We start from the raw sequence: 26,206 nt of genomic DNA on the forward strand, positions 1-26,206 counted from the left end.
TCAAATCATGATCACCCCGATTGGGCCGCATTACTCCCGAGAATCCACGATTCCGTGAATGCCGCAGATGGATAATTGCGCGCATGACACCAAACGCCTCGAATGACCTCTCCAAGATCCTTTTGGCCGGCCTCCCGGAGGTACAACTGCACCAGGAAGGTTTTGCCTCACTGGTCGGCGAGGACGTGACCGACTCAGGAACGATGGAGTGGCGGGCTTGGGCGACCCTGCACCTGGACACTGACGAGGATGAAGAGAATGGACTCGGCCAGTCGCATCTCAACGACGGCGTATCGCTCTCCGATATGAAGTCCCCTGGTGAGACGATCACTGTACTCAGGGCGGACGGGCTCGTCATCGATCTTTGGCGCGTCCGCAACATCTTCGACGCATTGGACGCACGCAGCCAGGACATGGCGAATTTCATCCCCATGTTTGACACGCGAACACGTCGACCCGCACAGCTCGCGCCGAAACTCGACGACATGATCGAGCCGTTGGGGAACAAAGTCCTGATCATCGATCGGGTCACCCTCGCACCCGCGTGGAGAGGGCTCGGCGGAGTCGGACGACTGCTCATCTCTCGACTTATCCCCTGGATTTGCGGCGACGCCCGGTTGGTGGCCGTCTGTCCCTACCCTGTGGAGTTGACCGAGGACGAGGAGAGCGATGACGCCGTGCTCGCTGCCGATCTCAAGCGCGTTCGCGGGATATGGCGTTCTCTGGGTTTCCGTCCCTACACGGAGGACATCTGGGTCATGGATCCCGCGATGAGTGACCACGGTCGAGCCGTAAAGAACATCGCTCGCAGGCTCGGGCTGGATCCTGACGCGGGATGGGACACCTGACCCTCACCCCCATGGCAGAGCCGTGATCAAGGTCGCTGCCCCACGATGAGGGGCAGCGACTGCAATTCCTTGATGCCACACTTCCGGAGTCAGATCGGAGGGGACGCCTGCCACCGGCGCGTGTCGATGGCAGGCGTCATCGTGGTTCGGTTTCGCTGTCGCTAGACCGGCCCGACCCGGCGCCGGATCGCCGACGCCGGACGGCGGGGTCATCCGGACGAGCATCCGGACACACGTCAGTCGACGTTGTTGAGCGCCTGGCGGGCGAGTTCCGGCATGAGGACCTTGACGTCCGCGTAGTCCAGCCCCGCGTCGCCGCTGTCGGTGCGGACGCCGCGGGCGATCTCGATGACGATGTTGTCCTTGCGGACGAGTGCGGTCGCCTCCATCTGGCCTTCCTCCAGGCTGCTGTCCGCGAGGACCACTTTGCTCTCGTCCCCGACGTCGAGCGAGTCCTCCTCCAACCGGGTACCGAGGGTGGCGATCCCGCCTTCCTTGAACTCGTAGACGCGCTTGCCCTTGCTGGTCGACTCCTGGTCGCCCGGGGGCACCCAGTATTCGACCCGGAGCGTGTGCATGGTGCCGTCGGGGGCCATGTTCATCCAGCGGCAGGAGACGGAGTCGCCGATGTCCACATTGCTGCCGTCGCCCTCGATTCCCAGGCCGGCCAGGGTCTCATCGGTGAAGGCCGCGCAGGCGTTCTTGGGAACCCCGTAGGGCGCCGAGCCTATGTCGACCTTGGTGGGCTCGTCGGGTCCCCGGTAGGTGGAGAAGCCGTCCGCCCCGTCCGGCTGCGATCCGGCGTCCGGATCGGAGTCCTCCGGGTCCTCATCCTCCTTACCGTCGGCCTTGGGCTTGTCCTCGGAGTCGCGGTCCTTGGCCGCCACCGGCGCGTCACCCTGGTTCGAGCCGTCGTCGCCGGACATGCCCACGACGACGACACCGCCGACGATCAGCAGAACCAGGACGAGAGCACCGACACCGAGCCCGATCCACAGGCCGGTCCGCTTCTTGGGCGGAGGCGGGGACCCACCGGGCATCCCCGGCCCACCAGGACCTCCGGGCCCGTAAGGCCCACCCGGCCCGGGAGGCGCGCCATTGCCGCCGTGCACCGGCGGCGGCCCGCTCGGCGGAAACCCTTGCTGTGCAGGCCACCCCTGAGCGGGCGGATACCCCGGCCCACCAGGCGGAGCACCCGCGGGTCCACCAGGGAGCGGCGGGTATCCCGGGCCGCCCGGCGGGGGCGGCGGCTGGGACGGAGGCATCGGAGGCTGGGAGTGGTCGCTCATATCGTCCTTCGACTCGAAGGCTCCCTGCGGTCAGGGAGCGGGTTGACCGGAAAACCGCATGAAACCGGTCAACCGTCTCATTCGACGCCGATACTCGACACATCGGCTACGGACGGTCACCCCTGGCCGTTCAGCCGACGTTAGACCGGCCCGCCACAGGGCGCCGGTGATCCGGCGCCGAGTGGCGGGGTTCCCGGAAGGGCGCGGGTCGACGTCAGCCGAGGTGGTTGACCGCTTGGCGTGCCAGTTCCGGCATGATCTTCTGAACGTCGTCCCACTCCAGGGCCGACGCGTCGGCCGGGGCGTCGTCGGACAGTCCGATGCCGCGTTCGATCTCCACGATCATGTTCTCGGCCCGGACGATCACTGTCGCTTGCCTGTCGACGGCACCGCTCGGCATGTCGGTGAGAACGACCAGGCTCTCGTCGCCGACATCGGTCTTCTTCTCCTTGACCCGCTCACCGATGATGCCGATGCCACGCTCCGCCTGGAACTTGTAAATGTTCTTGGCCTGGGGGACCGACGCGTTGTTGTCCGGCGGCACCGAGTACTGGACCGACAGGGTGTGGAAGCTCCTGTCATCGGCGAGTCGGCTCCAGTGGCAGCTTGTGATGCTCTCGTTCTCGTTAAAGCTGCCCTCCTCCTCGATACCGAGTCCGTCCAGCGTCTCGTCGGTGAAGACGGAGCACACGTCCTTCGAGTTCGGGCGCTTGTAAGGCCCGGCGCCGATGTCGACCTTGGTCGGAGTGGAAGGGCCGGTGTAGCGCGCGAAGTCGTCACCGTCCCGGCCGTCCTTGGTGGGCTCGCTGTCCTCGGTCGCCGCGCCGTCGGTGGGCTCGTCCCTCCCGGCGGGCCCGTCCGCGGCCTGGGGATCGCGTCGGGCGGCGGGTTCATCGGACCCGCTGAGCGCCACCAGCGCGATGCCGCCGACGATCACCAGGACCAGGGCGACCGCGCCGACACCGAGCGCGATCCACAGACCGGTCCGCTTCTTGGGCGGCGGGGGTCCAGGCGGCATGCCCGGGCCTCCGGGCCCGTACGGCCCACCCGGCCCGCCGGGCGGCCCATGACCGCCCTGCACCGGCGGCCCGCCCTGCGGAAACCCCTGGTGCGCGGGCCACCCCTGAGCGGGCGGATACCCCGGCCCGCCAGGCGGAGCACCCGCGGGTCCGCCCGGGTACGGCGGGTTGTTCGGCGGGTATCCCGGGCCACCGGCCGGAGGCCGGGGCGGTTGGGACGGGGGCATCGGGGATTGGGGACCTTCGCTCATATCTTCCTTCGACTGGGGACTCCCTGTGGATGGGGAGCTGTTGATCGGGAAACACCAAAAACAGTGCGACCCTCTCATCCGATGTATCTGACAGCGCATCGGACCCGGCCGGTCGATCCTGGCCGGTCAACCCACGTTGTTGAGCGCCTGGCGGCCCAGCTCGGGCATCAGCTTCTGGACGTCGGCCCAGCGCATGGTCGGCTCGCCGGAGGTGTCCGACTTGTTGGGGCTGATTCCGCGGTCGACCTCGATCATCATGTTGTCCTTGCGGACCAGCGCCGTCGCTTCGTGGTGGCCCTCGTCGTCCATCTTGGTGAGCACGACGATGCTCTCGTCACCGACGTCGGACTTCTCGTCCTCGACACGGTCGCCGAGGATGCCCACGCCCTCTTCGGCGTAGAAGTTGTAGAGGTACTCCGCCTTGGAGACCGACGTGTTGTCGTCCGGCGGCAGCGTGTAGGTGATCCGGACGTTGTGGAAGGTGCCGTCATCGGCCAGGTGGTACCAGTTGCAGATCGAGAGGCTGTCCGCGGTTTCCGTGGCCTCGCCCTTCTCGCCGTCGATCCCCAGGCCGACCCGGGTCTCCTTCGAGAGGGCGGCGCAGGGGTCCTTGGGGAGCTTGTGGGGTGCGGAGCCGATCTCCACCTTCGTCGGCTCGTCCGGACCCGTGTAGCGGGACGGGTCGCTGCCGGGGTCCTGTGCGCCGTCGGCGTCCTCGGACGGATTGCCGCCATCGCTCTTCTCCGAGCGGGGCCGGTCCGCCTCGTGGGAGCCGGAGAGGCCGCTCACCGCAAGGGTGATGACCACACCGACGAGGGTGAGCACAAGCAGCACCGCGCCGACACCGAGCGCGATCCACAGGCCGGTCCGCTTCGGCGGGGGCGGGTAGTCCCCGCCCATCCCCGGGCCGCCGGGCATGGGCGGCCAGTCGTAGCCGCCAGGACCACCCGGTCCACCTGGTCCGCCGTAGCCGCTCGGGCCGCCCGGGGCCGAGGGGCCGTACCAGCCCGGAGGGGCCGGTGGTCCAGGAGGGCCGGAGGGCGCACCAGGACCACCCGCAGCCCCCGCACCGCCGGGATCCGACGGTCCTCCCTCTTCGCCCTGCCCGCCGGGACCGCCCGGACCCGCCGGAAGCGGCGGCTGCATCTGCGGACGTCCCTGGCTAGGCCCCTCGGGCGTCTGCGGATCCTGCGGCGGTTCCTGCGATCCGTACGGAGGCCGGGGCGGTTCGGGTGACGGTGACCCTTCGCTCATGCGTTTCCCTCCGGTATCTACCTACCCGCAGACGGGGGACGACGCGTCGGCCCTGACGGGGCCGAGACACGCGGCGGCGCGGATCGCGGACCGGGGGGCGGGAGCCGGATCCGGCACGGCCCTGGCGATCAAATGAAATGGCCGCCCTGGAGTACCAGGGCGGCCACACGCGGTGGATGAGGGATTCGAACCCTCGAAGGGTTGCCCCTTACCCGCTTTCGAGGCGGGCGCCATCGGCCACTAGGCGAATCCACCGCGGGCGAGTCTACCTGAAACGACGGCGTGAGAAGAACTCGGTCAGCACTCCGCCGCATCGTTCCGCGATGTCGCTGCTCACAAGGTCGGGCGGGATGACCTCCGGGCGGTGGTTGAGCCGCCGGTCGCGGACCACGTCCCACAGCGAGCCGACCGCGCCGGCCTTGGCATCCCGCGCACCGTAGACGAGGCGCGCGACGCGCGCCTGCACGATGCCGCCCGCGCACATCGTGCACGGCTCCAGGGTGACGGCCAGCGTGCAGCCGGTCAGACGCCATTCGCCCAGATGCCGGGCGGCGGCACGGATCGCGATGAGTTCGGCGTGCGCGGTGGGGTCGCCGACGGCCTCACGCTCGTTGTGCCCCGAGCCGATGAGGACGCCCTCGGGGTCGAGCACCACGGCACCCACCGGCACGTCCTCGCTGCCGGAGGTGAGCTCGCTTTCGGCCAGCGCGAGGCGCAGCGCCGCGTCGATCTCGGCGCGCCCCATGGCCCGTTCCGTCGCGTTCATACGCGCAACGTATCCAGCACGTCGCCGAACCCGGCCCGCGCGGCGAGATCGGCCAGCACGTCACTCGGCAGTCGGCCCTCGCCGACCGCCAGCGACAGCAGGGACGTGCCCGACGTGCCCAGGTCGGCCAGCAGATCCTCGTCACCGCCGGGGTCGGGGTAGGGGCGCTGGCCGGTGCCCTCCGGCACCTCCGGGGCGTGGACGTTCCCGCTGTTCAGCAGGAGGGTCGCGACCGGGTACTCGCCGATCACGCGGACGTCGGACAGGAACACGCGCGGATCGGCATGGTTATCGACGCGGATGACGCCGAACCACTCGTCGTCCGCCTCCATCAGCAGGACCATGGTCCCCTCGACCGCCTCGGCGTCGTGGGCGGCGGCGACATCGCGCATGAGATCGGCGATGTCGTCGATGCTCTCCGCCTCCGCCAGGTCCACCTCTTCTCCCCTCCACACGCCGGCCGCGCGGAAGAAGAGAACCGAGAAGATCGGCACCGTCCGCTCCCGTCCTCTCCCGGGTCCAGCCGCAGGAATCCCTACCCCATCCCGTCCAGCGCACGCTGGAACGCCTGCTGGAATCCCAGCCGCTCCGAGATGCTCGCCAAGACCTCGTCGGGGTACAGGTCGAGGTCACCGGCCAGCGCCCCGAGTTCCATCTCGTCCATACCGAGGTCGGCCAGGATCGACAGGTCGCCCGCGGGCAACACCTGGTCCAGGTCCTCGTCGTCCGGGACATTGATCTCCAGATAGTCCAAGACCTCCCGGGCCACCTGCCAGTCGATGGACGCGGTCACGTCGGAGAGGAAGACACTGACATCGTCTCGGCCGTAGACGCGGATGATGAGGAAGAAGTCGTCGCCCACCGAGACGAGGCCGATGGCACCGCTGATACTCGGCTGTTGCCGCAGTGCGTGCAACAGACCGGGGAAGTCCTGGGACAGCGCTTCGGGAAGACAGTAGACGTCCCAGAGTTCCTCTTCCCGGTAGGCCACGGCTGCGAAGTCGCCGGATTCGTCATCATCGCTCGGTTCGAGATCCGTCATCGTCACCCCACCAGGCAGGCCATTGTTCGGCCAGGATCGCAGATCGGCCGGTGCGGCGTCATGGTGGTCTCCGTTCTCGTCCACGACACGCTCCGCCCCGGATGGCCTGTCACCGTGATAAAAGTCCGCGCTCACACGTCCTATTAGAACGGACATCCCGCCCTCGGCAGAACGGGACCTAGGAACTCAAACCCGAATCGTCACTCACGGATCCGTCGCCCCCGCGCACACCATTAGACTCGGACGCCGACTCCCCGCCCGTTTGCCCAGCTCATCCGGAGTGTTCAATGGAAACCCTGGTCGTCGACCATCCGCTCGTCGCGCACAAGCTCACGACCCTGCGCAACGTGCACACCGACTCGCCGACGTTCCGCCGACTCACCGACGAGTTGGTCACGCTGCTCGCCTACGAGGCGACCCGGGACGTGCGCGTCGCCGACGTTACCGTGGACACTCCGCTGACGCCGATGACCGGCGTCCAGCTGACCCGGCCCACCCCGCTGGTGGTGCCGATCCTGCGCGCCGGGCTCGGCATGCTCGACGGGATGACCCGGCTGCTCCCGACCGCCGAGATCGGGTTCCTGGGGATGGCGCGCGACGAGCGCACGCTGCAGCCCGCCACCTACGCCGACCGGCTCCCGCAGGACCTGTCCGGGCGGCAGTGCTACGTGCTCGACCCGATGCTGGCGACCGGAGGGACGTTGGCCGCCGCGCTGAAGCTCCTGGTGGACCGCGGCGCCGATCACATCACCGCGATCTGCCTGCTGGCGGCGCCTGAGGGCCTGAGCGCGGTGGAAAAGAAGCTGACCGAAACCCTGCAGGCAGACCACGGAGCGACCCTGCGCGTGGTCACGGCCGCCGTCGACGAGCGGCTGGACGACAACGGATTCATCGTCCCCGGCCTCGGGGATGCGGGGGATCGTCTCTACGGCTGCTCCTGACCGCCGAATTCCCACGTCCGACCCGCCCAGGCTCCGCGCTCAGTCACTGCGTTGGACCCCGCGCGCGACGCGCCCGACCGCTACGGCCGGGCGCTTTTTTGTATCTTTCCGGATCTCCATGAATGAACGTCCGAAAACAGGGAAGCACACGGGACACCCCGACATCTGAGCAAGTGAAAGCCCGGATCCAGATCGGCGCGACACGACGATCTGGCTTAGCCGAATTCATTCTGAGACGGAGACGTGACACATTAGAGTGATCATGGCGGGTACAGCGTCCGTACTCCTACCCAGGACGTCCGGGACACTGTCCACCCGAGCAGCACCCCAGGCCCCCTCGGCCCACATCATCGGCACCGTCCTCCCCTGACGGACCTCCACTGACCATCGCGAGCCGCCGTTCGAACCCCCACACGCTCACCGACCGCAGTCCGGTGGGTACGGAACGACAACGATCACCCTTCCCCTCAAGGAGTGAGATGCCCGAGAAGACCGAAACCGCGACAGCCGCAGTGCCACGCGATTTCACCCCGTCGTCGACCGTCTGGCGGCCGAGTTCGCCGGTGTCCACCAGCAGGCGACCGTGACCAGATGCGTCGACGCCGCCCGGCACGGGGCGTGGGAGGTCACCGGGAAGGCCACTCCTGACCTGGTGGAGCGCATCGCGCGCCAGCACCTCCAGGTGCTCGCCCTCGCCTTCGCCGAGCGCCGCTGACCGCGGGCACACCGTGATCAAGACCACACGCGTGTCCGGGGAACGCCACGCCGATGCCGGGCATCTGGCTTTACGGCGCTGATTGTCGGTGTAACAATCAGCTTGGGTCAGTGGGTCGGATGCATTCTTGGGGAGTTCGCTCATGGCGAAGTTGAAAAAATGGCTGGGGTACGCCCTCATCGCGTTCGTTGCGTTTTATCTGCTCACCCAGCCTGAAAGTGCGGCAGGGGTCATCGAGACCGGCCTGGGCGGGCTCATGTCCGCAGCCGAATCCCTGTCCCGCTTCGTCAACGCCTTGAGCGCGTAAAGAAGGTCGATCGGCCATGAAGCTCGTAGCTCCGACCAACCGTGCCCCCGCATCGGTCAACCGCTACCTGCTACCGCACGAACAGGATGTCGTCACCATCCGGCGGCATCCGGCCGTGCTGATGACACCCGTGGCCACGGTCCTCGGCGCACTGATCTTCGCGGGCATCGTGAGCAACACCGCCATCGCCTCCAGCTCAGCGGCTCTGGCGGTCATCTGGTGGCTGTGGCTGCTCGTGCTCGTCTGGTTCGTGTGGCGCGTGGCGGAGTGGTCGGTCGACTACTTCGTCATCACCTCGGCGCGCCTGCTGCTGACCACGGGGCTGATCACCCGGCAGGTGAACATGATGCCGCTGGGCAAGGTCACCGACATGCGCTTCGAGCGCTCGATCATCGGCCGGTTCCTCGGGTACGGCACCTTCGTCATGGAGTCGGCCGGTCAGGACCAGGCGCTGAGCCGGATCAACTTCGTTCCCTACCCGGAACAGCTCTACCTCGAGGTCGTGGGCCTGATCTTCCCCGACAAGGGCTGACGCCCGCCGCAACCACGCTCTGACGCGCCCGCCCCCGGTGGGCGCTTCTTTGTGCGCGCCTTCGGCTGCCCGCGACCCGGATGTTCACCTTCCGGGTGTTCACCTCCTGGGCACCCCGCCCAGCGCGTGATCCTCACCACCGATCTCACACCCCTGTCAGAGGCGTTTCCCCCTAACCGCAGGGCTTTCAGAGCATCGCACCGCATCATTCGGGACACACGGCGGCGAATCGGGATTGACTTCAAGGTGAACAGACGGTTAACTGATGTCCTCTGATAGACGAACGAGGGGGGTGTCGCCATGACTCGCAGGGTCAGCCGAGCGCCGCAGACCAGCCGCCCCGCCCCGGCACGCCGCCGGGTCCGTCCCTCCGCGCCCCGCACGGCCGTCAGCCGTGCCCGTGGCCAGCAGAGCGTCGCAATGCCCGAACCGCGTGAGACGACGGAGACCATCGCTTCCGGCTCGCCGAAGCTGAGCTGGGTCCTGGTCACCGACAAGAACGGACGTACCCGTCCCGAGGCCCGCTGGGCCTAGGACCCCGAGACGCCCGACGAGGGGGCCGACCACCTACGGGTGGTCGGCCCCCTCGTGTTTCCGTCCCCGCCGCTACTTCTCCTGCCGTCCGCCGCGACCGCCCCGGGCAGCCGCCCGCCCATGCTGAGACCGGTCACTACGGCCGCGTTCGTCGCCTGAGCCCGGTCCAGACGCTCATCGACAACAAGGACGAGCTTGGTCCGCAGCGACATTTCGCTTCACCTCATTCGATCGAAAGACTCGCCAAGACGCTACTCAGTCGATCGATGAATTCGGGATATTAATGAACAAATGGCCGAAATCAATGCGAGAATCCCGACCATGGACGAACTTGATTCGGAGATCATCCGACTCCTCCAATCGGATGCACGGCTCTCGAACCGCGAGCTCGCCCGCAGACTCGGCGTCGCACCGTCCACCTGCCTGGAGCGGGTGCGCACACTGACACGCCGCGGCGTGATCCGCGGCTACCACGCCGAGGTCGACATGAACGCACTCAATCGGGGAGTCCAGGCCCTCGTCTCGGTCCAGGTCCGGCCGTTGAACCGATCCGTCATCGTGGAGTTCAAGAACAGCGTCGCCCGCCTGCCCGAAGTGCTTTCCGTGTTCGTGCTGGCCGGAGGGGACGACTTCGTGCTGCACGTGGCCGTACAGAACCTCGACCTACTGCACTCGTTCCTGCTCGACCGGCTCAGCAAGCGCAAGGAGATCGCGGGATTCCGCACCTCGGTGATCTTCGAAAGCACCCACAACAACGTGCTCGGCTGTCTGCCCGACCCCGAGAAGTGAAGCCACCGGCCAGGCCCTGGCCGAGCCGGTGCCTACGGTCGACTGATCACCCGGGCGCCATGTCGACAAATCGGCTGTAGTGGCCCTGGAATGCCACGGTCACCGTCGCGGTGGGACCGTTACGGTGCTTGGCCACGATCAGGTCTGCCTCGCCCGCCCGAGGGGACTCCTTGTCGTGGACATCCTCGCGGTAGAGCAGGATGACCATGTCCGCATCCTGCTCAATGCTCCCGCTTTCGCGTAGATCGCTAACTTGGGGCTTTTTGTCCGTTCTCTGCTCCGGACCACGGTTCAGCTGGGACAACGCGATGACCGGTACCTCGAGCTCCTTGGCCAGCAGCTTCAGCGACCGGGACATCTCCGAGACCTCCTGCTGGCGGCTCTCCACCCGGCCGGAGGCACTCATCAGCTGCAGGTAGTCGACGATGATGAGCTTGAGGTCGTGCTGTTGCTTGAGGCGGCGGCACTTGGCCCGGATCTCCATCATCGACATGTTCGGCGAATCGTCGATGAACAGGGGTGCGCTCGCGACCTCGCCCATCCGGCGGGCCAGCCGCGCCCAGTCGTCGTCGGTCATCAGCCCCGAGCGCATGGTGTGCAGCGGCACCCGCGCCTCGGCCGAGAGCAACCGCATGACGATCTCGTTGCGGCCCATCTCCAGGCTGAAGAAGACCGAGGTCAACTGGTTCTTGATGGACGCCGCCCGGGCGAAGTCCAAGGCCAGGGTCGAGTTGTGGGTCGGGATCATCGACCGGGTGGCGAGGTACAGGTGGCTCGGATGGTCGATCTGAACGCAGCGGACGGGCACGCTGTCCACCGCACGGACGCTGGTGATGAAACGGGAACCGATCCTGCAGTAGTTCCGGCCTTCGCTCCGCTCGTGATGGGCCTTCGCCTTGCGGCTGATCCCGAAGACGTTCTCATGCGAGCCGAAGGTGATCGTGTAGCAGGTCGAGGAATCCGCAGTACGACCCTTGACCTGCTTCGTTGACATCCCCGACCGGTAGCCCAGGCTGTGGGCCAGTTCCCGAACGTCGTAGGCCAGACGCCTATTCGTGACGGCGAACTGAATGGATCCGTTCGCGTTGACCGTTCCGTCCGTGTCGAGGAGTCCGGCCAGAAGCGCCTTGCGCTGCTGGACCGATGCTCGCAGATAGTCGGCGGGAATGTGCTTGTTGTCCAAGACCCCGATCTTGTGGAGCAGCGCCTGCAGGCTCCCGTGATCATCGATGCAGTCACGGCACCGGGACTGCGCGAAGCACGGACGTCCGCAATCGGTGCAGGACGCCTGTGGGACGGGATCCGAGACGAATCGGGCCTCGCCGCCGCAGGACTGGCCACAGCTCCGCACGTGCGGAAGCTTCGGCGTGAAGGGCGTGCCGCAGACCACGCAGCTCCGCTGGACTGACGGACTGTCCTCTTGGGGGAGGAAGACTCCGAAGGAGTGCTTTGTCGCCCCCACGGGCTTGGTGATCAGGCCCTCGTCCTCGATGTTCCGGAGGATTTCCGGGTCCACGGTGGTGATGCGAGACGTTGAGGAAGCCCCGTCGCCGAGCCACGCGCCAAGGAAGTAGGGCGGGACAAGGAGCTCCCGCTTGGGGAGGTCCATGGCTTCGGCGTTGACCACGGAGTGGTTCAGCCGACCGTCGGCGGTTTCGCACCGCAGAGTCCGTGCGATCTCCTCGGTCGTCCGGACCTCGGGGAAGGTGCGCTGGTTGCGATACCGGTTGTATCCGGTCGCGGCGCAATGCGCGGATCTACGAGACGCACGAGTGTCAGTCAGCCACTGATGCTCGGCATCGGCGACGGCCACGGTTCCGTCGTCGAAGGTGATCTCGTAGCACGGACGGCCCTTCATCACCTCGGTGGCGGCGACCACGCGCGTCGGTGAGCCGTCGGTCGCGATCAACTCGCTCCCAACCTCGACCTCCCCCATCGTCGTCCACCCGTCGGGCGTGGGGAGCGGCGTGTCCAGAGCCAGGGCCTTACCAACGGCCGGACGTGCCGCGATGATGACCATTTGCCCCGCGTGGAGACCGTTGGTCAATTGGTCGAAGTCGGTGAAGCCGGTGGGGACACCGGTCATCGAGCCGTCGTGGGCGGAGATGGCCTCGATCTCGTCGAGGGCGCCCGGCATGATGTCGCTGAGGGGCAGGTAGTCGTCGCCCGTGCGCTTCTCGGCGACCTTGTAGATCTCGGCCTGGGCGTGGTCGACCAGGTCGTCGACCTCGCCGTCGCCCACATAGCCGATCTGGGCGATGCGGGTGCCCACCTCGACCAGGCGGCGCAGGATCGCGCGGTCGGAGACGATGTTGGCGTAGTAGCCGGCGTTGGCCGCGGTGGGGATGGACTCGGTCAGAGTGTGCAGGTACACGGCGCCGCCGACGCGGGCCGCCTCGCCGCGCTTGGTGAGTTCGGCGTTGACGGTGATGGCGTCGACCGGCTCGCCGCGGGCGAAGAGGTCGACGATGGAGTCGAAGATGGTCTGGTGGGCCGGGCGGTAGAAGTCGTGCGAGCGGACGATCTCCACGACCTGGGTGATGGCTTCCTTGGAGAGCATCATGCCGCCGAGCACGCTCTGCTCCGCCTTGATGTCATGCGGAGGGGTGCGGTCGAAACCGCTGCCGTCCTCCGGCGTATGATCAGCGACGCTCACGTACTCTCCCCCTGGGACCCGACCGACACGACGCCCATGCCGGGACTTGGATTGTCGCGACTGGGGACAGCTGATGCAAAGCAGCCTGTGGATACAGCTGGGGAGATCCTGTGGACGAACCGCGTGTTTCTGCGGATAGCTTGTGCACAACGGTTGTGGATAACTTCCCCGACACCGGCACACATGCTATGTGACCTGCGGAAACGCTATGCACGGGGTGTGCATGAAAGAAAGTTCACACCCCCCTGTCCACAAGTTATCCACAAGCAGCACCCCGCACTGTGGATCTCGTCGCACCCCCTCGAACGCCTGTCCGCTACCGTGGCATGGCCATGCCCAAGCTGCTCTCCGCGCCACCGTTCCGGCACGTCCACGACCGGGAGATCTTCCATCTCGCTGTCCCGACGTTCTTCGCGCTCGTCTCCGAACCGCTCTTCCTGCTGACCGACTCCGCCGTCGTCGGCACCCTCGGCACACAGGCACTGGGTGGCCTGGGGGTCGCGAGTCAGGTCCTGATGACCCTCGCCAACCTGTGCATCTTCCTCGCCTACGGCACCACCGCGGCGGTGGCCCGCAAGTTCGGCGCCGGGGATATGCCCGGCGGGATCCGCAACGGGATCGATGGGCTGTGGTTGGCGCTGATCATCGGCATCGCCGTGGTGGTCGTCGGGCAGGTGTCGGCACCATGGCTGGTGCAGGTCCTCGGCGCCTCTCCGGACGTCGCTCCCTACGCGCTCACGTACCTGCGGATCAGTCTCCTGAGCACGCCGGCGCTCCTCATCATTATGGCGGGAACCGGGGTCCTGCGGGGCCTACATAACGCGAAAACGCCACTAGTCGTCTCGGTCGCGTCCAATCTGGCCAATATCGCGCTCGCCGTCACGTTCGTGCTCGGGCTGGGATGGGGCATCGCCGGTTCGGCCTGGGCGACGGTCATCGCCCAGACGGCGGGCGCGGTGGTCTACGTCGCCGTGGTCGTCCGGGCGGCGCAACGCCACGGCGTCGCGCTGGCCCCCGACCTCGACGGGGTGAAGGCCTCGGCCGCAGCGGGCGTCGCGCTGTTCACCCGCACCCTGTCGCTACGTGTGGTGCTCGTGGTCACGACGGCGGTCGCGGCCCGGCTCGGCGACCACGAGATCGCCGCCCACCAGGTGGCGTTCCAGATCTGGTCGTTGCTCGTGTTCGCGATGGACGCCATCGCGATCGCCGGGCAGGCCATCATCGGCCGCTACCTCGGGGCGGGCGACCGCACCGGAACCAGGGCCGCCACACGGCGCATGGTGGAGTGGGGCGTGCTCATCGGCCTGCTGTTCGGCGCGCTGGTGCTGCTGATCCGCCCGTGGGCGCCGCTACCGTTCACCACCGACCCGCAGGTACACGCGCTCATCCTGAGCACGCTCCTCCTGGTCGCCGTCCTGCAGCCGGTCAGCGGCGTGGTGATGGTGCTCGACGGGATCCTCATGGGTGCCGGGGACCAGCGCTATCTCGCCTGGGCGAGTCTCTGGACGATGCTCGTCTTCCTGCCGCTGGCCGCCCTGGTGCTGTGGACGACCCCCGAAGGCGCCGACACCGGACTGTTCCGGCTGTGGGTGGCCTTCGGCGTGTGGATCTGCGCGCGCGGCCTGACCCTCGGGCTGCGGGCTCGTGGCAGCGCGTGGCTCGTCACCGGGGCCACACGCCCCTGACCGCCGCCCGGCTCACCGTGTCGGCTCAGCCCAGCCGCACGTTCGGGCTCACCGCCCAGCGCTCGGCCTCCCGCTTGCTGAGGGCGGGACCGTGGTAGAACTCGGCGACCCGATCGCCGCTCACGCCGCTCGGCACCTCCAGGGACGCGGGTAGGAGGTTCAGCGGCAGCTGCAGGTCGTCCACACGCACCTGCAGGGGCAGCAGGGTGCTCATCCGCTGGGCGACGCTCTTGCGCAGTTCCGGAAGCATCGAGTACAGCTTGTCGCCCGGGCAGGTGGTGGAGTTGTAGTCGCGGTGCCCGACGATGGCCCGGTAGGGGTTGAGCCGGTAGTGCGAGCACAGCCACGCGCAGGTGTCGGTGAGGGCATCCATCAGGGCACGCGGCGGCGTGGCCGAGTTATAAGTGCCTTCATTTTCGATGCCGATAGTGTGAGCGTTGTGATTGGCGGTGTGTGCGCCGACCACGTGGTCGCGCCCCTGGAGCGCCGAGAGCACCCGGTTTCGGCCCTCCATGACGTAGCCGCCCCGGCTGATCGTGAGCTGCTGACCGATGTCGTCCCACCCGTTGGTGTCCATGTGGTGGCGCTGAATGGCGCGGGACAGCGCCGCCGCGTGGCTCTTGCTGTAGTTGGACGAGTTGGACGAGGCGGTGTGGTGCACCACGATCCGGTCCGGTCCCCTGCTCAACACCTTGGCCGATCGGCGTGCCGAGCGGGCGCGCCACTGGCTGCGGGTGTAGATGTAGGGTCGTGCCGCAGCCACGGCGTCCTCGGGGTCCCCCAGGACGGCCGCGCCCCCCAGCAGTGCTCCACCGGCCGCGAGGGCCGCCGTGTGCAGAGCACCTCTACGTGAGACGCCCCGGCCCTGGTCATCATCGTTCCACGGTCGGTCTGACATACCAGCCCTCATCCTTCCTGTGCGGAAGTAGCTCCTCCTTGAACGATAGGTCGCAAATGGTGATCAAGCGATCACCTTCTGCTTTTCGGTGTGTCCTGAACTGGTGAAACACAAAAGAGTCCCGCCCCCGGGAGGGGACGGGACTCTGAAGCGCTCGAAAGCGGCGTGCTCGAAGGCAGATCGGCGTCAGGCGCCGACGACCTCCAGCGCGATCGTCGCGGTGACCTCAGGGTGGAGGCGGACCTCCACCTTGTGGTCGCCGACGGACTTGATCGGGTTGCGGATCTCGATCCGGCGCTTGTCGACGGCCGGGCCACCGGAAGCCTTGACGGCGTCGGCGACATCGGCCGCGGTCACGGAGCCGAACAGGCGGCCGCCCTGGCCGGCGCGCTGCGTCAGCTTGACGTCCATCGCGCCCAGCTGGCCGGCGATCTCCTTGGCCTCGTCCAGGTTGCGGATGTCGCGGGCGGAACGGGCGCGGCGGATCGAGTCGATCTGCTTCTGCCCACCGCGCGTCCACCGGATGGCGAACCCGCGGGGCAGCAGGTAGTTGCGACCGTAGCCGTCCTTCACCTCAACGACGTCGCCCGGGGCACCGAGACCATTGACCTCGTGGGTCAGAATCAGCTTCACGACTAATACCTCCCTCGGAATTCCCCGGTTAGCGAGCGGTGCTGGTGTAGGGCAGCAGCGCCATCTCGCGGGCGTTCTTGATCGCCGTCGCGACATCGCGCTGGTGCTGGGTGCAGTTGCCGGTCACCCGACGCGCACGGATCTTGCCGCGGTCGGAGATGAACTTGCGCAGCAGAGTCGTGTCCTTGTAGTCGATGTAGGACAGCTTCTCCTGACAGAACAGGCAAACCTTCTTCTTGGGCTTGCGCACTGCCGGCTTCGCCATCGTGGTGCTCCTTGTTCAAGAGCCCCGGATACCTCCGGGGATGGTCAATCGGACAGAAATACCGCTGGAAACGGTGTTAGAACGGCGGCTCGTCGGAGAATCCTCCGCCGCCGAAGCCACCGCCGCCGCCGTTGGTCGCCCACGGGTCGTCGGCGGGAGGACCGGACCGGCCACCCTGCGGGCCGCCGAAGCCGCCCCCCTGGTTGCCGTAGCCTCCGCCGCCCTGCTGGGGACCGCCGCCGTATCCGCCGCCGCCACCGAAACCGCCACCCTGGCGCTGCGTCTTCGTCACCTTGGCGGTGGCGCTACGCAGAGCGGGGCCGACCTCTTCGACGTCGATCTCGAAGACGGTGCGCTTCTCGCCTTCCTTGGTCTCGTACGACCGCTGCTTGAGGCGACCTTGCACGATGACGCGCATGCCTCGCTGCAGGCTCTCGGCGACGTTCTCCGCGTACTGCCGCCAGACGGAGCAGGTGAGGAACATGGACTCGCCATCTCGCCACTCACCGCTCTGCTTGTCGAACATACGCGGGGTCGAGGCGACGCGGAAGTTCGCGACCGCCGCCCCGCTGGGAGTGAAGCGCAGTTCAGGGTCGTCGACAAGGTTGCCGACGAGCGTGATCTGGGTTTCGCCTGCCATGGGTTGGCTCCGGTTGGAAGTAGTCGGGTCAGGCGTACGGACGGACGCGGTGACGCGGACCGCGCTAGTGCACCTCGGGGCGGAGCACCTTGGTGCGCAGAATGGCCTCGGTGAGGTTGAGCTGACGGTCCAGCTCCTTGACGGTGGCGGGCTCGGCCGTGAGGTCGATCACCGCGTAGATGCCGTCGGAGTTCTTGGCGATGTCGTAGGAAAGGCGGCGCTTCCCCCAGACGTCAACCTTCTCGACCGAACCGCCGTCGTTGCGGACGACGCCCAGGAACTGCTCCAGCGACGGGGAGACCGTACGCTCGTCGAGGTTGGGGTCGAGGATGACCATGACTTCGTAACGACGCATAGGCGTTCGTAACCTCCTCTGGACTATCGCGGCCATGGTCTCTCCATGGCAGGAGGGCTTTTAGCCAGACGAAAGCCAAGGCTACCAGTTGTCAAGAGGCGGAATCGCCCTTTCTCTGACAGTCCGCCACCACCAGCGCACACACGATGCCCAGGGTCGTCAGGCGCCCCAGGGACACCACGGCGTATCCGGTGAAGTCGAGCCCGGCGGCGGCTGTGGCTCCCTCTGCCTGCGTCGTCACGTAGAGCAGGTGCTGCCAGATCCCGAAGATGTAGCCGACCTCCGCGACCTGCCACAGCCCGAAGACGGCGATCGCGGGCCATGGCCGGATGGTGCGCGGCCAGGCGAGGACCGCGAGGGGGATCAGCCAGAGGACGAACTGCGGCGACCACACCTTGTTCGTCATCAGGAACGCCGCCACCGTGAGGAAGAGCAGCTGCTCCAGGCGGGGCGGTCGGCGCGCGAGGAGGCCCAGCAGCGCGATCCCGGCACATGCGGCGGCGAACAACAGGGTGCCGGTGACGTTGACGAGGTCACCGTCCCCGCTGTTGAACAGCCCGAACCCGCCCAGGACGTAGTAGACGGACCCCCAGTCGGTCCCACGCTCGCTGCTGAACTTGAAGAACGTCGCCCAGCCGGTCGGTGCCGCGAGGAGGACGGGGACGTTGACGGCAGCCCAGGCGATCAGCGCACCGCCAAGTGTGCGCAGGAAGTCTGCCGGTGAGACCGCGCCGCGAGTGGTGCCGTGTCCCGCAGCCGCAGGGTCCTCGTCGCTGTAGGGATCGCTGTTCCTCCGCCTCCACAGGTCGCGCAGCATGAGCACGAACAGCGGACCGAAGAACAGGAAGGGGTAGAACTTCGCGGCGACGGCGAGCCCGACGAGCGCACCGGCGCGCCACCGCCATCCGCGCGCGTAGGCGACGAGCCCGCCGGTCAGGAGCGCCGCGGCGAAAAGGTCCCAGTTGATGTAGGCGGCCAGGAACGCCGCCGGGACCAGGGCGACGAAGCCGCCCGCGAGAAGCGCCGCGCGCCGGTCGAAGGAGCGATCGTCGAGGCGGTCTACGGCCCTGACGCCGCCGCGACCGACCAGGTAGCCCGTTCCCAGCACCACGGCCACCAGGCAGGCGCCCATGACGAGGGCCGTCAGATCGAAGTAGGAGAACGCACGCGCCGTGGTGTCGGGCAGCCAGGAGACGGCTCGGCCGATGACGTGCATCAGCCCACCGATGAGCACCGGGTACTCGACCGGCTGATCGAGGTAGGGGACGGTGCCGGTGTCCAGGCCGTCCCGGTAGTAGAGCGGGAAGATGTCGCTGTAGCAGCCATAGGCGTACTGGCCGCCGTACAGCCAGGCGCCGCCGAACCGGCACGGGATCTTGACGAGGTAGCCGAGAAGCGCGCCCGCCACCCCGATCGCGACGAGTGCCGCCCAGGGCATCGTCGCCTGCTCCGTGATACGCCGCGTGCCGGCGACGATCAGGTGATCGTCGCCGGCACGCGGCTGTCCGGCGCTACCGGACGTGGAGGTCACTGCTCTCCCTTACTCACGACGTACGTGTCTCACTCCCTGGTGTTGAAGAGCGAGCCGCCGCCATCGCCGTCGTCTTGTCCTCCGTCACCAGTGTTCCCGTTGCCGTTCCCGTTGTTCCCGTCGTTGCCGCTTCCGCCGCCGTCGCTGCCATCGCCGGTCCCGTCACCGCGATCATTGCCGTCGCCGCCTCCGGGCTCCGACGGCTCACAGTTGGTGTCGAGCGGGTGGCAGGGGTCGGGCGACTGCGTGGCGCCGGGGTCGGGGGACGCCGACGCGGTGGGTTCGGGCGACTGCGAGGCCGTGGGTTCAGGGGACTGCGAAGTCTCCGGCTCGGGCGACTCCGAAGCCCCAGGCTCGGGCTCCGGACCGAAGTTCTGCTCGTCGCCCACCCAGGCGGGCGGCGGGAACTCCTTCTGATCGACACCCTTCATAGCCTCGATCATGAAGGCCCGCCACACCTTGGCCGAGGTGGTGCCACCGTAGATGCCCTGGCCGCTGTTCTCGACGTCGGGGAGCTTGAGCTTACCGTCGTCGGTGCGGCTCAGGCCCACCGCGACGGAGAGCTGCGGGGTAAACCCGACGAACCACGCCGACTTGGCGCTGTTCGAGGTACCGGTCTTACCGGCCACCGGACGGCCGTCCGGCAGGGCGGCGCTCTTGCCACCGCCATCCTCGACGACCTGCGTCATCGCGTAGGTGGCGTCAGCGGCGACGTCCTCGGAGAACGCGCGCTTGGGGCCCTCGGAGACCTTGTCGGTGTCGACAGGGTGGTGCTCCTTGCCATCGCGCTTGGTGACCTTGGTGATCATGTGCCGCTCGATGTACTTGCCCTCGTTGGCGAACACGCCGAACCCGGACGCCTGGTCGAGCGCGGACACCCGGTAGGTACCCAGCGCGATGTTGGGGCCAAGCGCGGCGGTCTTGAACCGCTCCTTGCGGATACCCGCCGCCTTGGCGGTTTCGACCACGTCAGACGGCCCCGCCTCGATGGCGAGCTGCACGTAGGCGGTGTTAATCGAGTCCGCAGTGGACTTGACCAGGTTGACCGGCCCGTACGACTTGTTGCTGTCGTTCTGCACCGGCTCGCCGAGGCCCGGGAACTCCTTCGGGGAGTCGCCGTCGAACACGCTCTTCAGCCCGATGTCTTTGGAGAGTCCGGTGGCGAGCACGTAGGGCTTGAACGACGAACCCGCCTGAGCAGTACGGATCAGCGAGTTGTCGGTCTCCTTGGTGAAGTCGTCGCCGCCGTGGAACGCCTTGATCTCCCCGGTCTCGGGGTCGACAGCGGCCAAGCCCTCGACGGTCTCCTCAGGGTTGTTCGGCAGCACCTGCTCGAAGGCCTTGCCTGCCGCCTCCATCAGATCCTTGTCGAGGGAGGTCTTCACCGTGTACCCGCCGGTGGCGATGTCCTGCTCATTGAGGCCGTAGCGGCGTTCGAGCTCGTTGGCGACGGCGGTCTTGATGTAGCCCTTGTACCCCTCGTACTGATCCCCGGTGTCCCATTCGATGATCTCGGGGAACTTGAGCTGGTCAGCCTTCTCCTTGGAAAGCCCCAGTTTGGGGTCGTTCTCGTGCATCTCCACGAGACCGTCGACGGAGTACTGCCACCGGCCCCGGAGGATCTTCTCCATCTTCTCGTCGGAGTTGACGTTCTCGAAGTTGCCCGGCTGCTGGATGATGGCGCCCAGCAACGCGCCTTCGGCGTAGTCGAGGTCCTTGACCTCCTTACCGAAGTAGGCCTGGGAGGCCGCCTGGATCCCATAGGCGCCCCGACCGAAGTAGATGGTGTTGAGGTACTGCTGCAGGATCTTTTCGGGAGCCATGTTCTGCCCCGCCTTGATCGCGATCAGGATCTCCTTGAGCTTGCGCGTGTAGGAGCGGTCCTGGGAGAGGCCTTGGTAGTAGTTACGGGCCATCTGCTGGGTGATGGTGGAACCGCCGCCCTTGGTGCCGCCCGTGAGGATGGCGCGCGCCGTACCCGTGATGGAGATGCCTGGCTCTTCGTAGAAGTTGCGCTGCTCGGAGGCGAGCACGCCGTCCTTCACGCTGGGCGGGACCTCGTTGATTTTCACCGGCTGCCGGTTGATGTCACCGCTGGTAACCGCCTCTGAGCCGTCGGCGAATTCGACCGTCGTCGCGGCCATGTGGGCCTCAAGTTTGGCCGGCATACCCTCCGGGTCGGGGGTCCGCACGTACATCACGCCGAGCACAGCCACACCGGCGATGAAGAGCAGCGCGCAGGTGACCAGCGCCGGCTTCCACACCTTGGCGAAGAAGCGGCGGACCGGGCCGCGCTCGTCGTACTCGTCGTAATCATCCCGGTTCGGCGGGCGGCGTCGGCCGCCACCGCCGGACGCGGCAGCGCGGCGTCCACCCTCCGACCGTGCTCCGTGGGATGCGGCGCGTCGGCCACCCCGCTCCGATTCGCCGCGACGACGGGCGCCCTCGCGTGGGCCGCCACCGGACCGCGCCTCGGCCGGTCGGCGGCGCGGCGGGCGCTCGTCGTCCCAGAAACCACCGCTATCGTCTCCACGTGCCCTGCGGCTCCCGGCGGCGCGTTCGTCCCCGGCCGGACCGGGGGTCCGGCGCCTACCGCCGTTGCCGCGCGGGGCGTCGCCCGAGCCATCTGCCCGGCGGCGCCCGCCGGCGCTCCGTCGTCTTTCGGTACTCACGCGTCCTCGATTGCTTCTGATCGGCCGATGGCCTATCGACTCGGGGGTAGATGAGAGGAATGAGGTGTCCGCTGCCCCTTCTTCAGGGGTGCGGATCCGCCCCGATGGGGCGGGCTCAGGGGTTCTGCTCAGATTCGTCCGCTGCGCCCGTTGGACGCCTCACGGGGGTGTGAGGTTTTCCGCCCATGGACTCCGGATGTCGTCCTCTGCTTTCCTCCTGTCGATGACCTGTCGGGATGTGAATCGGAGCCCGACACCCCGGGCACGGGGTGACCGTCGGGTCCCCTTTGCTCAGCCGCTCCTGCTTCCGAGGGGCGGCCCGAGCAGACCAGGCGGACCGGCACCTTACGCCGCCCCGGGTCCGACCCCGGTCGTGGGTCCGCCGCAGGGGACGATCACACGTAAAGCACCCGTCACGTTAAGGCGATGGCGCCATATAGCACAACCCCGGCGTGAGCGTACACGCCTGTGCGACGGCGTCGGTCGCCCTCCGCTACGGCCAGCGCGTGGCAGACAGGGTACGGCTTCCTCCCCCGCGACGGGGAGCGCACTCACCAGAAGTTCCGTCCAATACGGGTTTGCGCAGGTTAACCGGGTAAATAGAAAGTAATGGCGAAGCAAGGACGAGATTATCCGTGAATGTTGCCCATGCCACACGGTCATTGCTCACGCTGAACAGCCAGTGACCCGGTCCCGCCACGTGCGGTCGACAGCAACCGATCCGAACTCCCGTGGCATCTCTGCTTCGAGACGACAAGGCGGGGGTCGACAACATTGATGTTGTCGACCCCGCCTATACATCGCGGTGTGGCATGCGCGCCGGAGCGGTCACAGATGCCGCACGGCTGCCGTGCCTCACAGCGTTGGGATCGCGACCTCGACGCCGACCGCCTCGCCGTCTTCCATCAGACCAATCTGCCGCAGGCGAGAGAAGTCAAGATCGTCGCCACGCCGCTCGGCTTCCAGGATCAGGGAAATCACGGCCGGATGCGCGGCTCCCTCCACCTCGGGAGCCGCATCGTCGTGCCGCCAGCGCACGACGAGTTCCGTCCGCGGCGGAAGCTCACCCGTCTCAAGGGTCCAGCCCGGCATCGACCAGCCTTCGGGGAGCGGACCGGCCAGGGGCCAGCAGCACAGCAGTTCGAGCCGATCCGACCCGTCGATTTCGCGGAACGACGACCAGAAGGGATCGCTGGTCGCGATGCCTCCGTCGGACAGCGCCGCCCCTAGCGCGGCGAACGCCTCGTTGTACCGCTTGATGTCGTCTTCCTCGGACTGCTGGTCCCCGCCACGCTCGTCGTCGTGGAGCTCCAACACGATCCCGGCCCACGGCTGCGTCGGTTCGCGCCGCTCCTCGACGCGCCACGAAGGACGACCGCCTGGATTGACGGCGATCTCCTCCAGAGCGGCCAGAGCGGCGTCCGTGCGTGCCCGCTCGGCGGCAAGCGCGGCGCGGTGGGCGGCGAGTGCCTCGCGTGACGTATCGGCATCGGCGAGGAAGAGGCCCGCCTCGGCCAGCGGTATCCCGGCGTTGCGGAGCGCCCTCAGCCGCATGGCGGTGGGCAACTGGCCCGCCGCGTAGCGGCGATATCCCGAGCAGGCGTCGACGGACGCGGGGCACAGCAGCCCTCGCTCGTCGTACAGGCGCAGTGCCTTGGCGCTGAGGCCGGTCAGCCGAGCGAACTCTCCGATGTTCATCATGATGATGACTCTGGGCTCTTCCCCTGGGACAGAGTCAATTCGGCCGGTGTGGACGGCTGCGGCCTAGTTCCCCTTGCGTAGCGACAGCCCGTCGAGGATGCCGCCACCGCCACCGGTTCCACCGCCGCCAGCGGAGGTGTCGCCATCGTTGCCGTCTCCACCGCCCGGGATGCCGCCGTCGCCGTCCCCGGGTCTGCCCGGACCGCCGTGGCCGTCGTGGCCCCCGCCGCCCGAACCACCGCCGATAAAGCAGAGCGGGTCCGTCGGGGGGCAGTCCTGGTCCGGGTCCGGACTCGGCAACGGGTCCGGGCTGGGGTCCGGCTCGGTGGACGGCGTCGGGGTCGGGTCCGGTCGGGTGCTCGGTGTGGGACTCGGCTCCGGCGTAGGCGTGGCCGTGGGCTGGTTGTGCTGCGTGGTCCCGGTCCAGGCGGGCGCCGGGAAGTTCTTGACCGGCTCGCCCTCCATCGCCTTCGCCATGAACGCGCGCCAGATCCGGGCCGACGTCGTACCGCCGTAGACGTCCGAGACGCTGGGGATCACCAGCTGCTGGCCGTCGGTGCGGCTCAGCCCGACCGAGACGGCCAGCTGCGGGGTGTAGCCGACGAACCACGCCGACTTCGCGTCGTTGGAGGTACCGGTCTTGCCCGCCACCGGGCGGCCGTCGGGCAGCGCGGCCTTGCTGCCGCCGCCGTTCTCCACCACCTGCCGCATCGCGTAGGTCGCGTCCGCGGCGACGTCGGCGGAGAAGGCGCGCTTGCCGCTGTCCAGCTCGCTCTGGTCGTTGGGTTCGAGCTTCTCGCCCGATGCGGGGTCGGTCACCTCGGTGACCATGTGCTGCGGGACGTGCACGCCGCCGTTGGCGAAGGTCGCGTACCCGGCGGCCTGGTCCAGGGCCGTCACCTGGTAGGTGCCCAGAGCGATGTTCGGGCCCAGTTCGGCGGTGTCGAACTGGTCCTTGGCAATGCCGGCCGCCTTGGCGGTCTCGACCACCGACTGCGGTGTGGTGTCGATGGCGAGCTGCACGTAGGCGGTGTTGACCGACTTGGCCGTGGCCTTGACCAGGTCGACGGTGCCCCAGGAGCGGTTGCTGTCGTTGCGGACGGGCGCGGAGAGGCCGGGGAAGTCCTTCGGCGAGTTGCCGTCGAACGTGCTCTTCAGGCCGATCCCCTGCTCCAGTGCGGTGGCCAGGACGTAGGGCTTGAACGCCGAGCCGGCCTGGGCGCGCTGGTAGAGGGAGTTGTCGGGGTCGTTGACCGGGTCGTCGCCGCCGTGGAAAGCCTTGATCTCGCCGGTCTTCGGCTCGACGGCGGCCAGGCCCAGGTTGGTCCTGTCGGGGATGTTGGGCAGGGTCTCCTTGAACGCCGAGCCGGCGGCGTCAATGAGGTCCTTGTCCAGCGACGTCGTGACCTTGTAGCCCTTGGTGGCGATCTGCTGGTCGGTCAGGCCGTAGCGGTCCTTCAGCTCGTCGACGACCGCCCTGCGAATGTAGCCCCGGGTGGGGTCGGCGGTCGCGGCCTGCCCGTCCTCGTCCCACGGGATGGTCTTCGGGAACTTCAGGGCGTCGGCTTCGGACTGCGACAGGCCGCGCGACGGGTTGTCGTCGTGCATGTCGACCTCGCCGTTGACGGCGTACTGCCAGCGGCTCTGGAGGACCTTCTCCATCTTGGACCCGGCGGGCGGGTTGGAGAAGTTGCCCGGCTGCTGGATGAGGGCGCCGATGAACGCGCCTTCTGCGGCGTCGAGGTCTTCGACGTCCTTACCGAAGTACGCCTGGGCGGCGGCCTGCACGCCGTAGGCGTTGCGGCCGAAGTAGATGGTGTTGAGGTACTGGGTGAGGATGTCGTCGGGCGACATCTGCCGACTCACCTTCAGCGAGATCAGGATCTCCTTGACCTTGCGGATATAGGAGCGCTCCTGCGAGAGGCCGTCGTAGTAGTTGCGGGCCATCTGCTGGGTGATGCCGGATCCGCCGCCCGCCTGGCCGCCCGACAGGACCGCGCGCAGGGTGCCGTTGATGGAGATGCCGGGCTGCTCGTAGAAGTCGCGCTGCTCGGCGCCGAGCACGCCGTTGACCACGGTGTCCGGGATCTTGTCGCGGCTCACCTTGATGCGGTTGATCTTGCCGGTCGTGGCGGCTTCCGACCCGTCGGCGTAGGTGATGCTGGTCGCGGAGAACGCCGCTTCGCCCTGCGGGTCGAGGTCGTCGAGGTCCGGCGTGAGTGTGTAGGCGATCGCGAGTGCGGCGACCCCGGCCACGAAGCACAGGGCACCGGCGACCAGGAGCGACTTCCAGGCCTTGGACAGGAAACGCTTGAAGCCGCCGCGGCGGTTGCGGCCGTCGTTGCCGGTCCGACTCGCCGGGCGGCGCCCGTTGGCATTCCGTCGTCTATCCGTACTCACGCGTCCTCGCTTGCGGCTGTTTGGGGCCGGTCGGCCTGTGCAGGTTGTGCAGGTGGACCGGGAGAGGGGGGCGTGGGTCTCCCGCGGGCATGCGTCCCCCCTTTGGCAGGGGGATGCGGGGGATGGATATGAGGATGGGATGGGGACGGGCACTCCGGCATCGGGCCGGAGCACGCGTCGTGCGGCTCCGGGGCGGCGGCGCTCTGCCGTCTACCGCGCCCTGCGGCCGGGGATCGCCCGTGGGACCGCTTCACCGATCACGTTCGAATATCGCTCGCGTCGCAGTCAGGGTATGGCCTCTGTCCCGTGTCCGGCCATCGGAACGCGGTTCGTTTCTCGAATCGTGGACGCGACGCACCCGCGATGAGCGCGTCACTGCAGGCAAACCACCTTTTTGGGTAGTTGACCAGGTGTTAGATACGTAACACCCTGATGCTATATATCGCAGCGATATAGTCATAAGGGAACAAAGCGGCTGTATCG

24 protein-coding genes, 1 tRNA gene and 1 pseudogene are annotated in these 26,206 nt (G+C 67.6%); 8 read left to right on the forward strand and 18 right to left on the reverse strand.

Annotated features, from left to right (window positions below):
* Window positions 1–83 precede the first annotated feature (83 nt).
* Complete coding sequence (locus CDO52_RS01860; RefSeq protein WP_017620557.1) at window positions 84–848, forward strand: hypothetical protein; 765 nt, start codon at window positions 84–86, stop codon at window positions 846–848.
* A 236-nt stretch (window positions 849–1,084) separates the two neighbouring features.
* Here CDO52_RS01860 and CDO52_RS01865 read toward each other — a convergent pair whose 3' ends face one another.
* The 7 genes from CDO52_RS01865 to CDO52_RS01900 all read right to left on the reverse strand — a co-directional run bounded on the left by CDO52_RS01865 (window position 1,085) and on the right by CDO52_RS01900 (window position 6,469).
* Window positions 1,085–1,888, reverse strand: a complete 804-nt coding sequence (locus CDO52_RS01865; protein ID WP_017620558.1) for a hypothetical protein — start codon at window positions 1,886–1,888, stop codon at window positions 1,085–1,087.
* Between the two features lie 463 nt (window positions 1,889–2,351).
* A complete protein-coding gene (locus CDO52_RS01875) occupies window positions 2,352–3,155 on the reverse strand; it encodes a hypothetical protein (protein WP_017620559.1) in 804 nt (267 codons plus the stop codon).
* A gap of 378 nt (window positions 3,156–3,533) precedes the next feature.
* Complete coding sequence (locus tag CDO52_RS01880) at window positions 3,534–4,325, reverse strand: DUF3558 domain-containing protein (protein ID WP_017620560.1); 792 nt, start codon at window positions 4,323–4,325, stop codon at window positions 3,534–3,536.
* Window positions 4,326–4,831: 506 nt separating this feature from the next.
* Window positions 4,832–4,916: transfer RNA gene (locus tag CDO52_RS01885), tRNA-Ser, on the reverse strand.
* Between the two features lie 10 nt (window positions 4,917–4,926).
* Window positions 4,927–5,427, reverse strand: a complete 501-nt coding sequence (locus CDO52_RS01890; protein ID WP_017620561.1) for a nucleoside deaminase — start codon at window positions 5,425–5,427, stop codon at window positions 4,927–4,929.
* The gene (locus tag CDO52_RS01895) at window positions 5,424–5,921 is read right to left on the reverse strand and encodes a tRNA adenosine deaminase-associated protein (RefSeq protein ID WP_094932176.1); all 498 of its coding nucleotides are present in this window, start codon (window positions 5,919–5,921) and stop codon (window positions 5,424–5,426) included. The genes CDO52_RS01890 and CDO52_RS01895 overlap by 4 nt, the downstream gene beginning before the upstream one ends.
* A 41-nt stretch (window positions 5,922–5,962) precedes the next feature.
* Complete coding sequence (locus CDO52_RS01900; RefSeq protein ID WP_026126142.1) at window positions 5,963–6,469, reverse strand: tRNA adenosine deaminase-associated protein; 507 nt, start codon at window positions 6,467–6,469, stop codon at window positions 5,963–5,965.
* 287 nt (window positions 6,470–6,756) lie between these two features.
* Between CDO52_RS01900 and upp the strand changes: the two genes are divergently transcribed.
* The 5 genes and pseudogenes from upp to CDO52_RS01920 all read left to right on the forward strand — a co-directional run bounded on the left by upp (window position 6,757) and on the right by CDO52_RS01920 (window position 9,498).
* A complete protein-coding gene (gene upp, locus CDO52_RS01905) occupies window positions 6,757–7,410 on the forward strand; it encodes a uracil phosphoribosyltransferase (RefSeq protein WP_017620564.1) in 654 nt (217 codons plus the stop codon).
* A gap of 520 nt (window positions 7,411–7,930) precedes the next feature.
* A pseudogene (locus CDO52_RS01910) lies at window positions 7,931–8,125 on the forward strand (hypothetical protein); the annotation flags it as partial.
* 142 nt (window positions 8,126–8,267) lie between these two features.
* Window positions 8,268–8,432, forward strand: coding sequence for a hypothetical protein (locus tag CDO52_RS27975; protein ID WP_017620566.1), 165 nt, complete (start codon window positions 8,268–8,270; stop codon window positions 8,430–8,432).
* A 16-nt stretch (window positions 8,433–8,448) separates the two neighbouring features.
* A complete protein-coding gene (locus tag CDO52_RS01915; protein WP_017620567.1) occupies window positions 8,449–8,964 on the forward strand; it encodes a PH domain-containing protein in 516 nt (171 codons plus the stop codon).
* 300 nt (window positions 8,965–9,264) lie between these two features.
* Window positions 9,265–9,498 carry a hypothetical protein gene (locus CDO52_RS01920; RefSeq protein WP_026126143.1) on the forward strand — a complete coding sequence of 78 codons (234 nt, stop codon included), beginning with the start codon at window positions 9,265–9,267 and terminating at the stop codon, window positions 9,496–9,498.
* On the opposite strand, the gene CDO52_RS29355 is transcribed toward CDO52_RS01920, so the two are convergent.
* A complete protein-coding gene (locus CDO52_RS29355; protein ID WP_017620569.1) occupies window positions 9,495–9,710 on the reverse strand; it encodes a DUF2000 family protein in 216 nt (71 codons plus the stop codon). The two genes, CDO52_RS01920 and CDO52_RS29355, sit on opposite strands and share 4 nt — an antisense overlap.
* 109 nt (window positions 9,711–9,819) lie before the next feature.
* On the opposite strand from CDO52_RS29355, the gene CDO52_RS01930 reads away from it, so the two are divergent.
* Window positions 9,820–10,287 carry an Lrp/AsnC family transcriptional regulator gene (locus tag CDO52_RS01930; RefSeq protein WP_033301466.1) on the forward strand — a complete coding sequence of 156 codons (468 nt, stop codon included), beginning with the start codon at window positions 9,820–9,822 and terminating at the stop codon, window positions 10,285–10,287.
* Between the two features lie 46 nt (window positions 10,288–10,333).
* Here CDO52_RS01930 and dnaB read toward each other — a convergent pair whose 3' ends face one another.
* The gene (gene dnaB / locus CDO52_RS01935; protein ID WP_017620571.1) at window positions 10,334–12,943 is read right to left on the reverse strand and encodes a replicative DNA helicase; all 2,610 of its coding nucleotides are present in this window, start codon (window positions 12,941–12,943) and stop codon (window positions 10,334–10,336) included.
* Window positions 12,944–13,275: 332 nt separating this feature from the next.
* Here dnaB and CDO52_RS01940 point away from each other — a divergent pair, with 332 nt between their 5' ends.
* On the forward strand, window positions 13,276–14,628 hold the full coding sequence (locus CDO52_RS01940; protein ID WP_026126144.1) for an MATE family efflux transporter: 1,353 nt from the start codon (window positions 13,276–13,278) through the stop codon (window positions 14,626–14,628).
* A gap of 25 nt (window positions 14,629–14,653) precedes the next feature.
* Here the strand turns inward: CDO52_RS01940 and CDO52_RS01945 are convergent, their stop codons facing one another.
* The 9 genes from CDO52_RS01945 to CDO52_RS01985 form a co-directional block, all read right to left on the reverse strand.
* Complete coding sequence (locus tag CDO52_RS01945) at window positions 14,654–15,526, reverse strand: peptidoglycan recognition protein family protein (RefSeq protein WP_017620573.1); 873 nt, start codon at window positions 15,524–15,526, stop codon at window positions 14,654–14,656.
* A gap of 186 nt (window positions 15,527–15,712) precedes the next feature.
* Entirely contained in the window at window positions 15,713–16,159 is a 447-nt protein-coding gene (gene rplI / locus CDO52_RS01950; RefSeq protein WP_017620574.1) for a 50S ribosomal protein L9, read from the reverse strand.
* Window positions 16,160–16,187: 28 nt separating this feature from the next.
* Window positions 16,188–16,424: a 30S ribosomal protein S18 gene (gene rpsR / locus CDO52_RS01955; RefSeq protein ID WP_017620575.1), complete on the reverse strand. Its 237-nt coding sequence runs from the start codon at window positions 16,422–16,424 to the stop codon at window positions 16,188–16,190.
* 76 nt (window positions 16,425–16,500) lie between these two features.
* Complete coding sequence (locus CDO52_RS01960) at window positions 16,501–17,064, reverse strand: single-stranded DNA-binding protein (protein WP_094932177.1); 564 nt, start codon at window positions 17,062–17,064, stop codon at window positions 16,501–16,503.
* A 64-nt stretch (window positions 17,065–17,128) separates the two neighbouring features.
* Complete coding sequence (gene rpsF / locus CDO52_RS01965; RefSeq protein ID WP_026126145.1) at window positions 17,129–17,419, reverse strand: 30S ribosomal protein S6; 291 nt, start codon at window positions 17,417–17,419, stop codon at window positions 17,129–17,131.
* A 91-nt stretch (window positions 17,420–17,510) separates the two neighbouring features.
* The gene (locus CDO52_RS01970; RefSeq protein ID WP_017620577.1) at window positions 17,511–18,950 is read right to left on the reverse strand and encodes a glycosyltransferase family 87 protein; all 1,440 of its coding nucleotides are present in this window, start codon (window positions 18,948–18,950) and stop codon (window positions 17,511–17,513) included.
* 29 nt (window positions 18,951–18,979) lie between these two features.
* The gene (locus CDO52_RS01975) at window positions 18,980–21,622 is read right to left on the reverse strand and encodes a transglycosylase domain-containing protein (protein ID WP_094932178.1); all 2,643 of its coding nucleotides are present in this window, start codon (window positions 21,620–21,622) and stop codon (window positions 18,980–18,982) included.
* An 855-nt stretch (window positions 21,623–22,477) separates the two neighbouring features.
* Window positions 22,478–23,323: a MerR family DNA-binding transcriptional regulator gene (locus CDO52_RS01980; RefSeq protein ID WP_017620579.1), complete on the reverse strand. Its 846-nt coding sequence runs from the start codon at window positions 23,321–23,323 to the stop codon at window positions 22,478–22,480.
* Window positions 23,324–23,386: 63 nt separating this feature from the next.
* Window positions 23,387–25,723, reverse strand: coding sequence for a transglycosylase domain-containing protein (locus CDO52_RS01985; RefSeq protein ID WP_232524364.1), 2,337 nt, complete (start codon window positions 25,721–25,723; stop codon window positions 23,387–23,389).
* Window positions 25,724–26,206: the final 483 nt, after the last annotated feature.

Source organism: Nocardiopsis gilva YIM 90087 (assembly GCF_002263495.1).
Lineage (GTDB): Bacteria > Actinomycetota > Actinomycetes > Streptosporangiales > Streptosporangiaceae > Nocardiopsis_C > Nocardiopsis_C gilva.

What these genes read in the sequence shown, in the direction of transcription:
- CDO52_RS01860 (WP_017620557.1), top strand. Translation starts at nt 84, where the DNA reads ATGACACCAAACGCCTCGAATGACCTCTCCAAGATCCTTTTGGCCGGC.
- CDO52_RS01865 (WP_017620558.1), bottom strand. Translation starts at nt 1,888, where the DNA reads ATGCCCGGTGGGTCCCCGCCTCCGCCCAAGAAGCGGACCGGCCTGTGG.
- CDO52_RS01875 (WP_017620559.1), bottom strand. Translation starts at nt 3,155, where the DNA reads ATGCCGCCTGGACCCCCGCCGCCCAAGAAGCGGACCGGTCTGTGGATC.
- CDO52_RS01880 (WP_017620560.1), bottom strand. Translation starts at nt 4,325, where the DNA reads ATGCCCGGCGGCCCGGGGATGGGCGGGGACTACCCGCCCCCGCCGAAG.
- CDO52_RS01890 (WP_017620561.1), bottom strand. Translation starts at nt 5,427, where the DNA reads ATGAACGCGACGGAACGGGCCATGGGGCGCGCCGAGATCGACGCGGCG.
- CDO52_RS01900 (WP_026126142.1), bottom strand. Translation starts at nt 6,469, where the DNA reads ATGACGGATCTCGAACCGAGCGATGATGACGAATCCGGCGACTTCGCA.
- upp (WP_017620564.1), top strand. Translation starts at nt 6,757, where the DNA reads ATGGAAACCCTGGTCGTCGACCATCCGCTCGTCGCGCACAAGCTCACG.
- CDO52_RS27975 (WP_017620566.1), top strand. Translation starts at nt 8,268, where the DNA reads ATGGCGAAGTTGAAAAAATGGCTGGGGTACGCCCTCATCGCGTTCGTT.
- CDO52_RS01915 (WP_017620567.1), top strand. Translation starts at nt 8,449, where the DNA reads ATGAAGCTCGTAGCTCCGACCAACCGTGCCCCCGCATCGGTCAACCGC.
- CDO52_RS01920 (WP_026126143.1), top strand. Translation starts at nt 9,265, where the DNA reads ATGACTCGCAGGGTCAGCCGAGCGCCGCAGACCAGCCGCCCCGCCCCG.
- CDO52_RS29355 (WP_017620569.1), bottom strand. Translation starts at nt 9,710, where the DNA reads ATGTCGCTGCGGACCAAGCTCGTCCTTGTTGTCGATGAGCGTCTGGAC.
- CDO52_RS01930 (WP_033301466.1), top strand. Translation starts at nt 9,820, where the DNA reads ATGGACGAACTTGATTCGGAGATCATCCGACTCCTCCAATCGGATGCA.
- CDO52_RS01940 (WP_026126144.1), top strand. Translation starts at nt 13,276, where the DNA reads ATGCCCAAGCTGCTCTCCGCGCCACCGTTCCGGCACGTCCACGACCGG.
- CDO52_RS01945 (WP_017620573.1), bottom strand. Translation starts at nt 15,526, where the DNA reads ATGTCAGACCGACCGTGGAACGATGATGACCAGGGCCGGGGCGTCTCA.
- rpsR (WP_017620575.1), bottom strand. Translation starts at nt 16,424, where the DNA reads ATGGCGAAGCCGGCAGTGCGCAAGCCCAAGAAGAAGGTTTGCCTGTTC.
- CDO52_RS01960 (WP_094932177.1), bottom strand. Translation starts at nt 17,064, where the DNA reads ATGGCAGGCGAAACCCAGATCACGCTCGTCGGCAACCTTGTCGACGAC.
- rpsF (WP_026126145.1), bottom strand. Translation starts at nt 17,419, where the DNA reads ATGCGTCGTTACGAAGTCATGGTCATCCTCGACCCCAACCTCGACGAG.
- CDO52_RS01980 (WP_017620579.1), bottom strand. Translation starts at nt 23,323, where the DNA reads ATGATGAACATCGGAGAGTTCGCTCGGCTGACCGGCCTCAGCGCCAAG.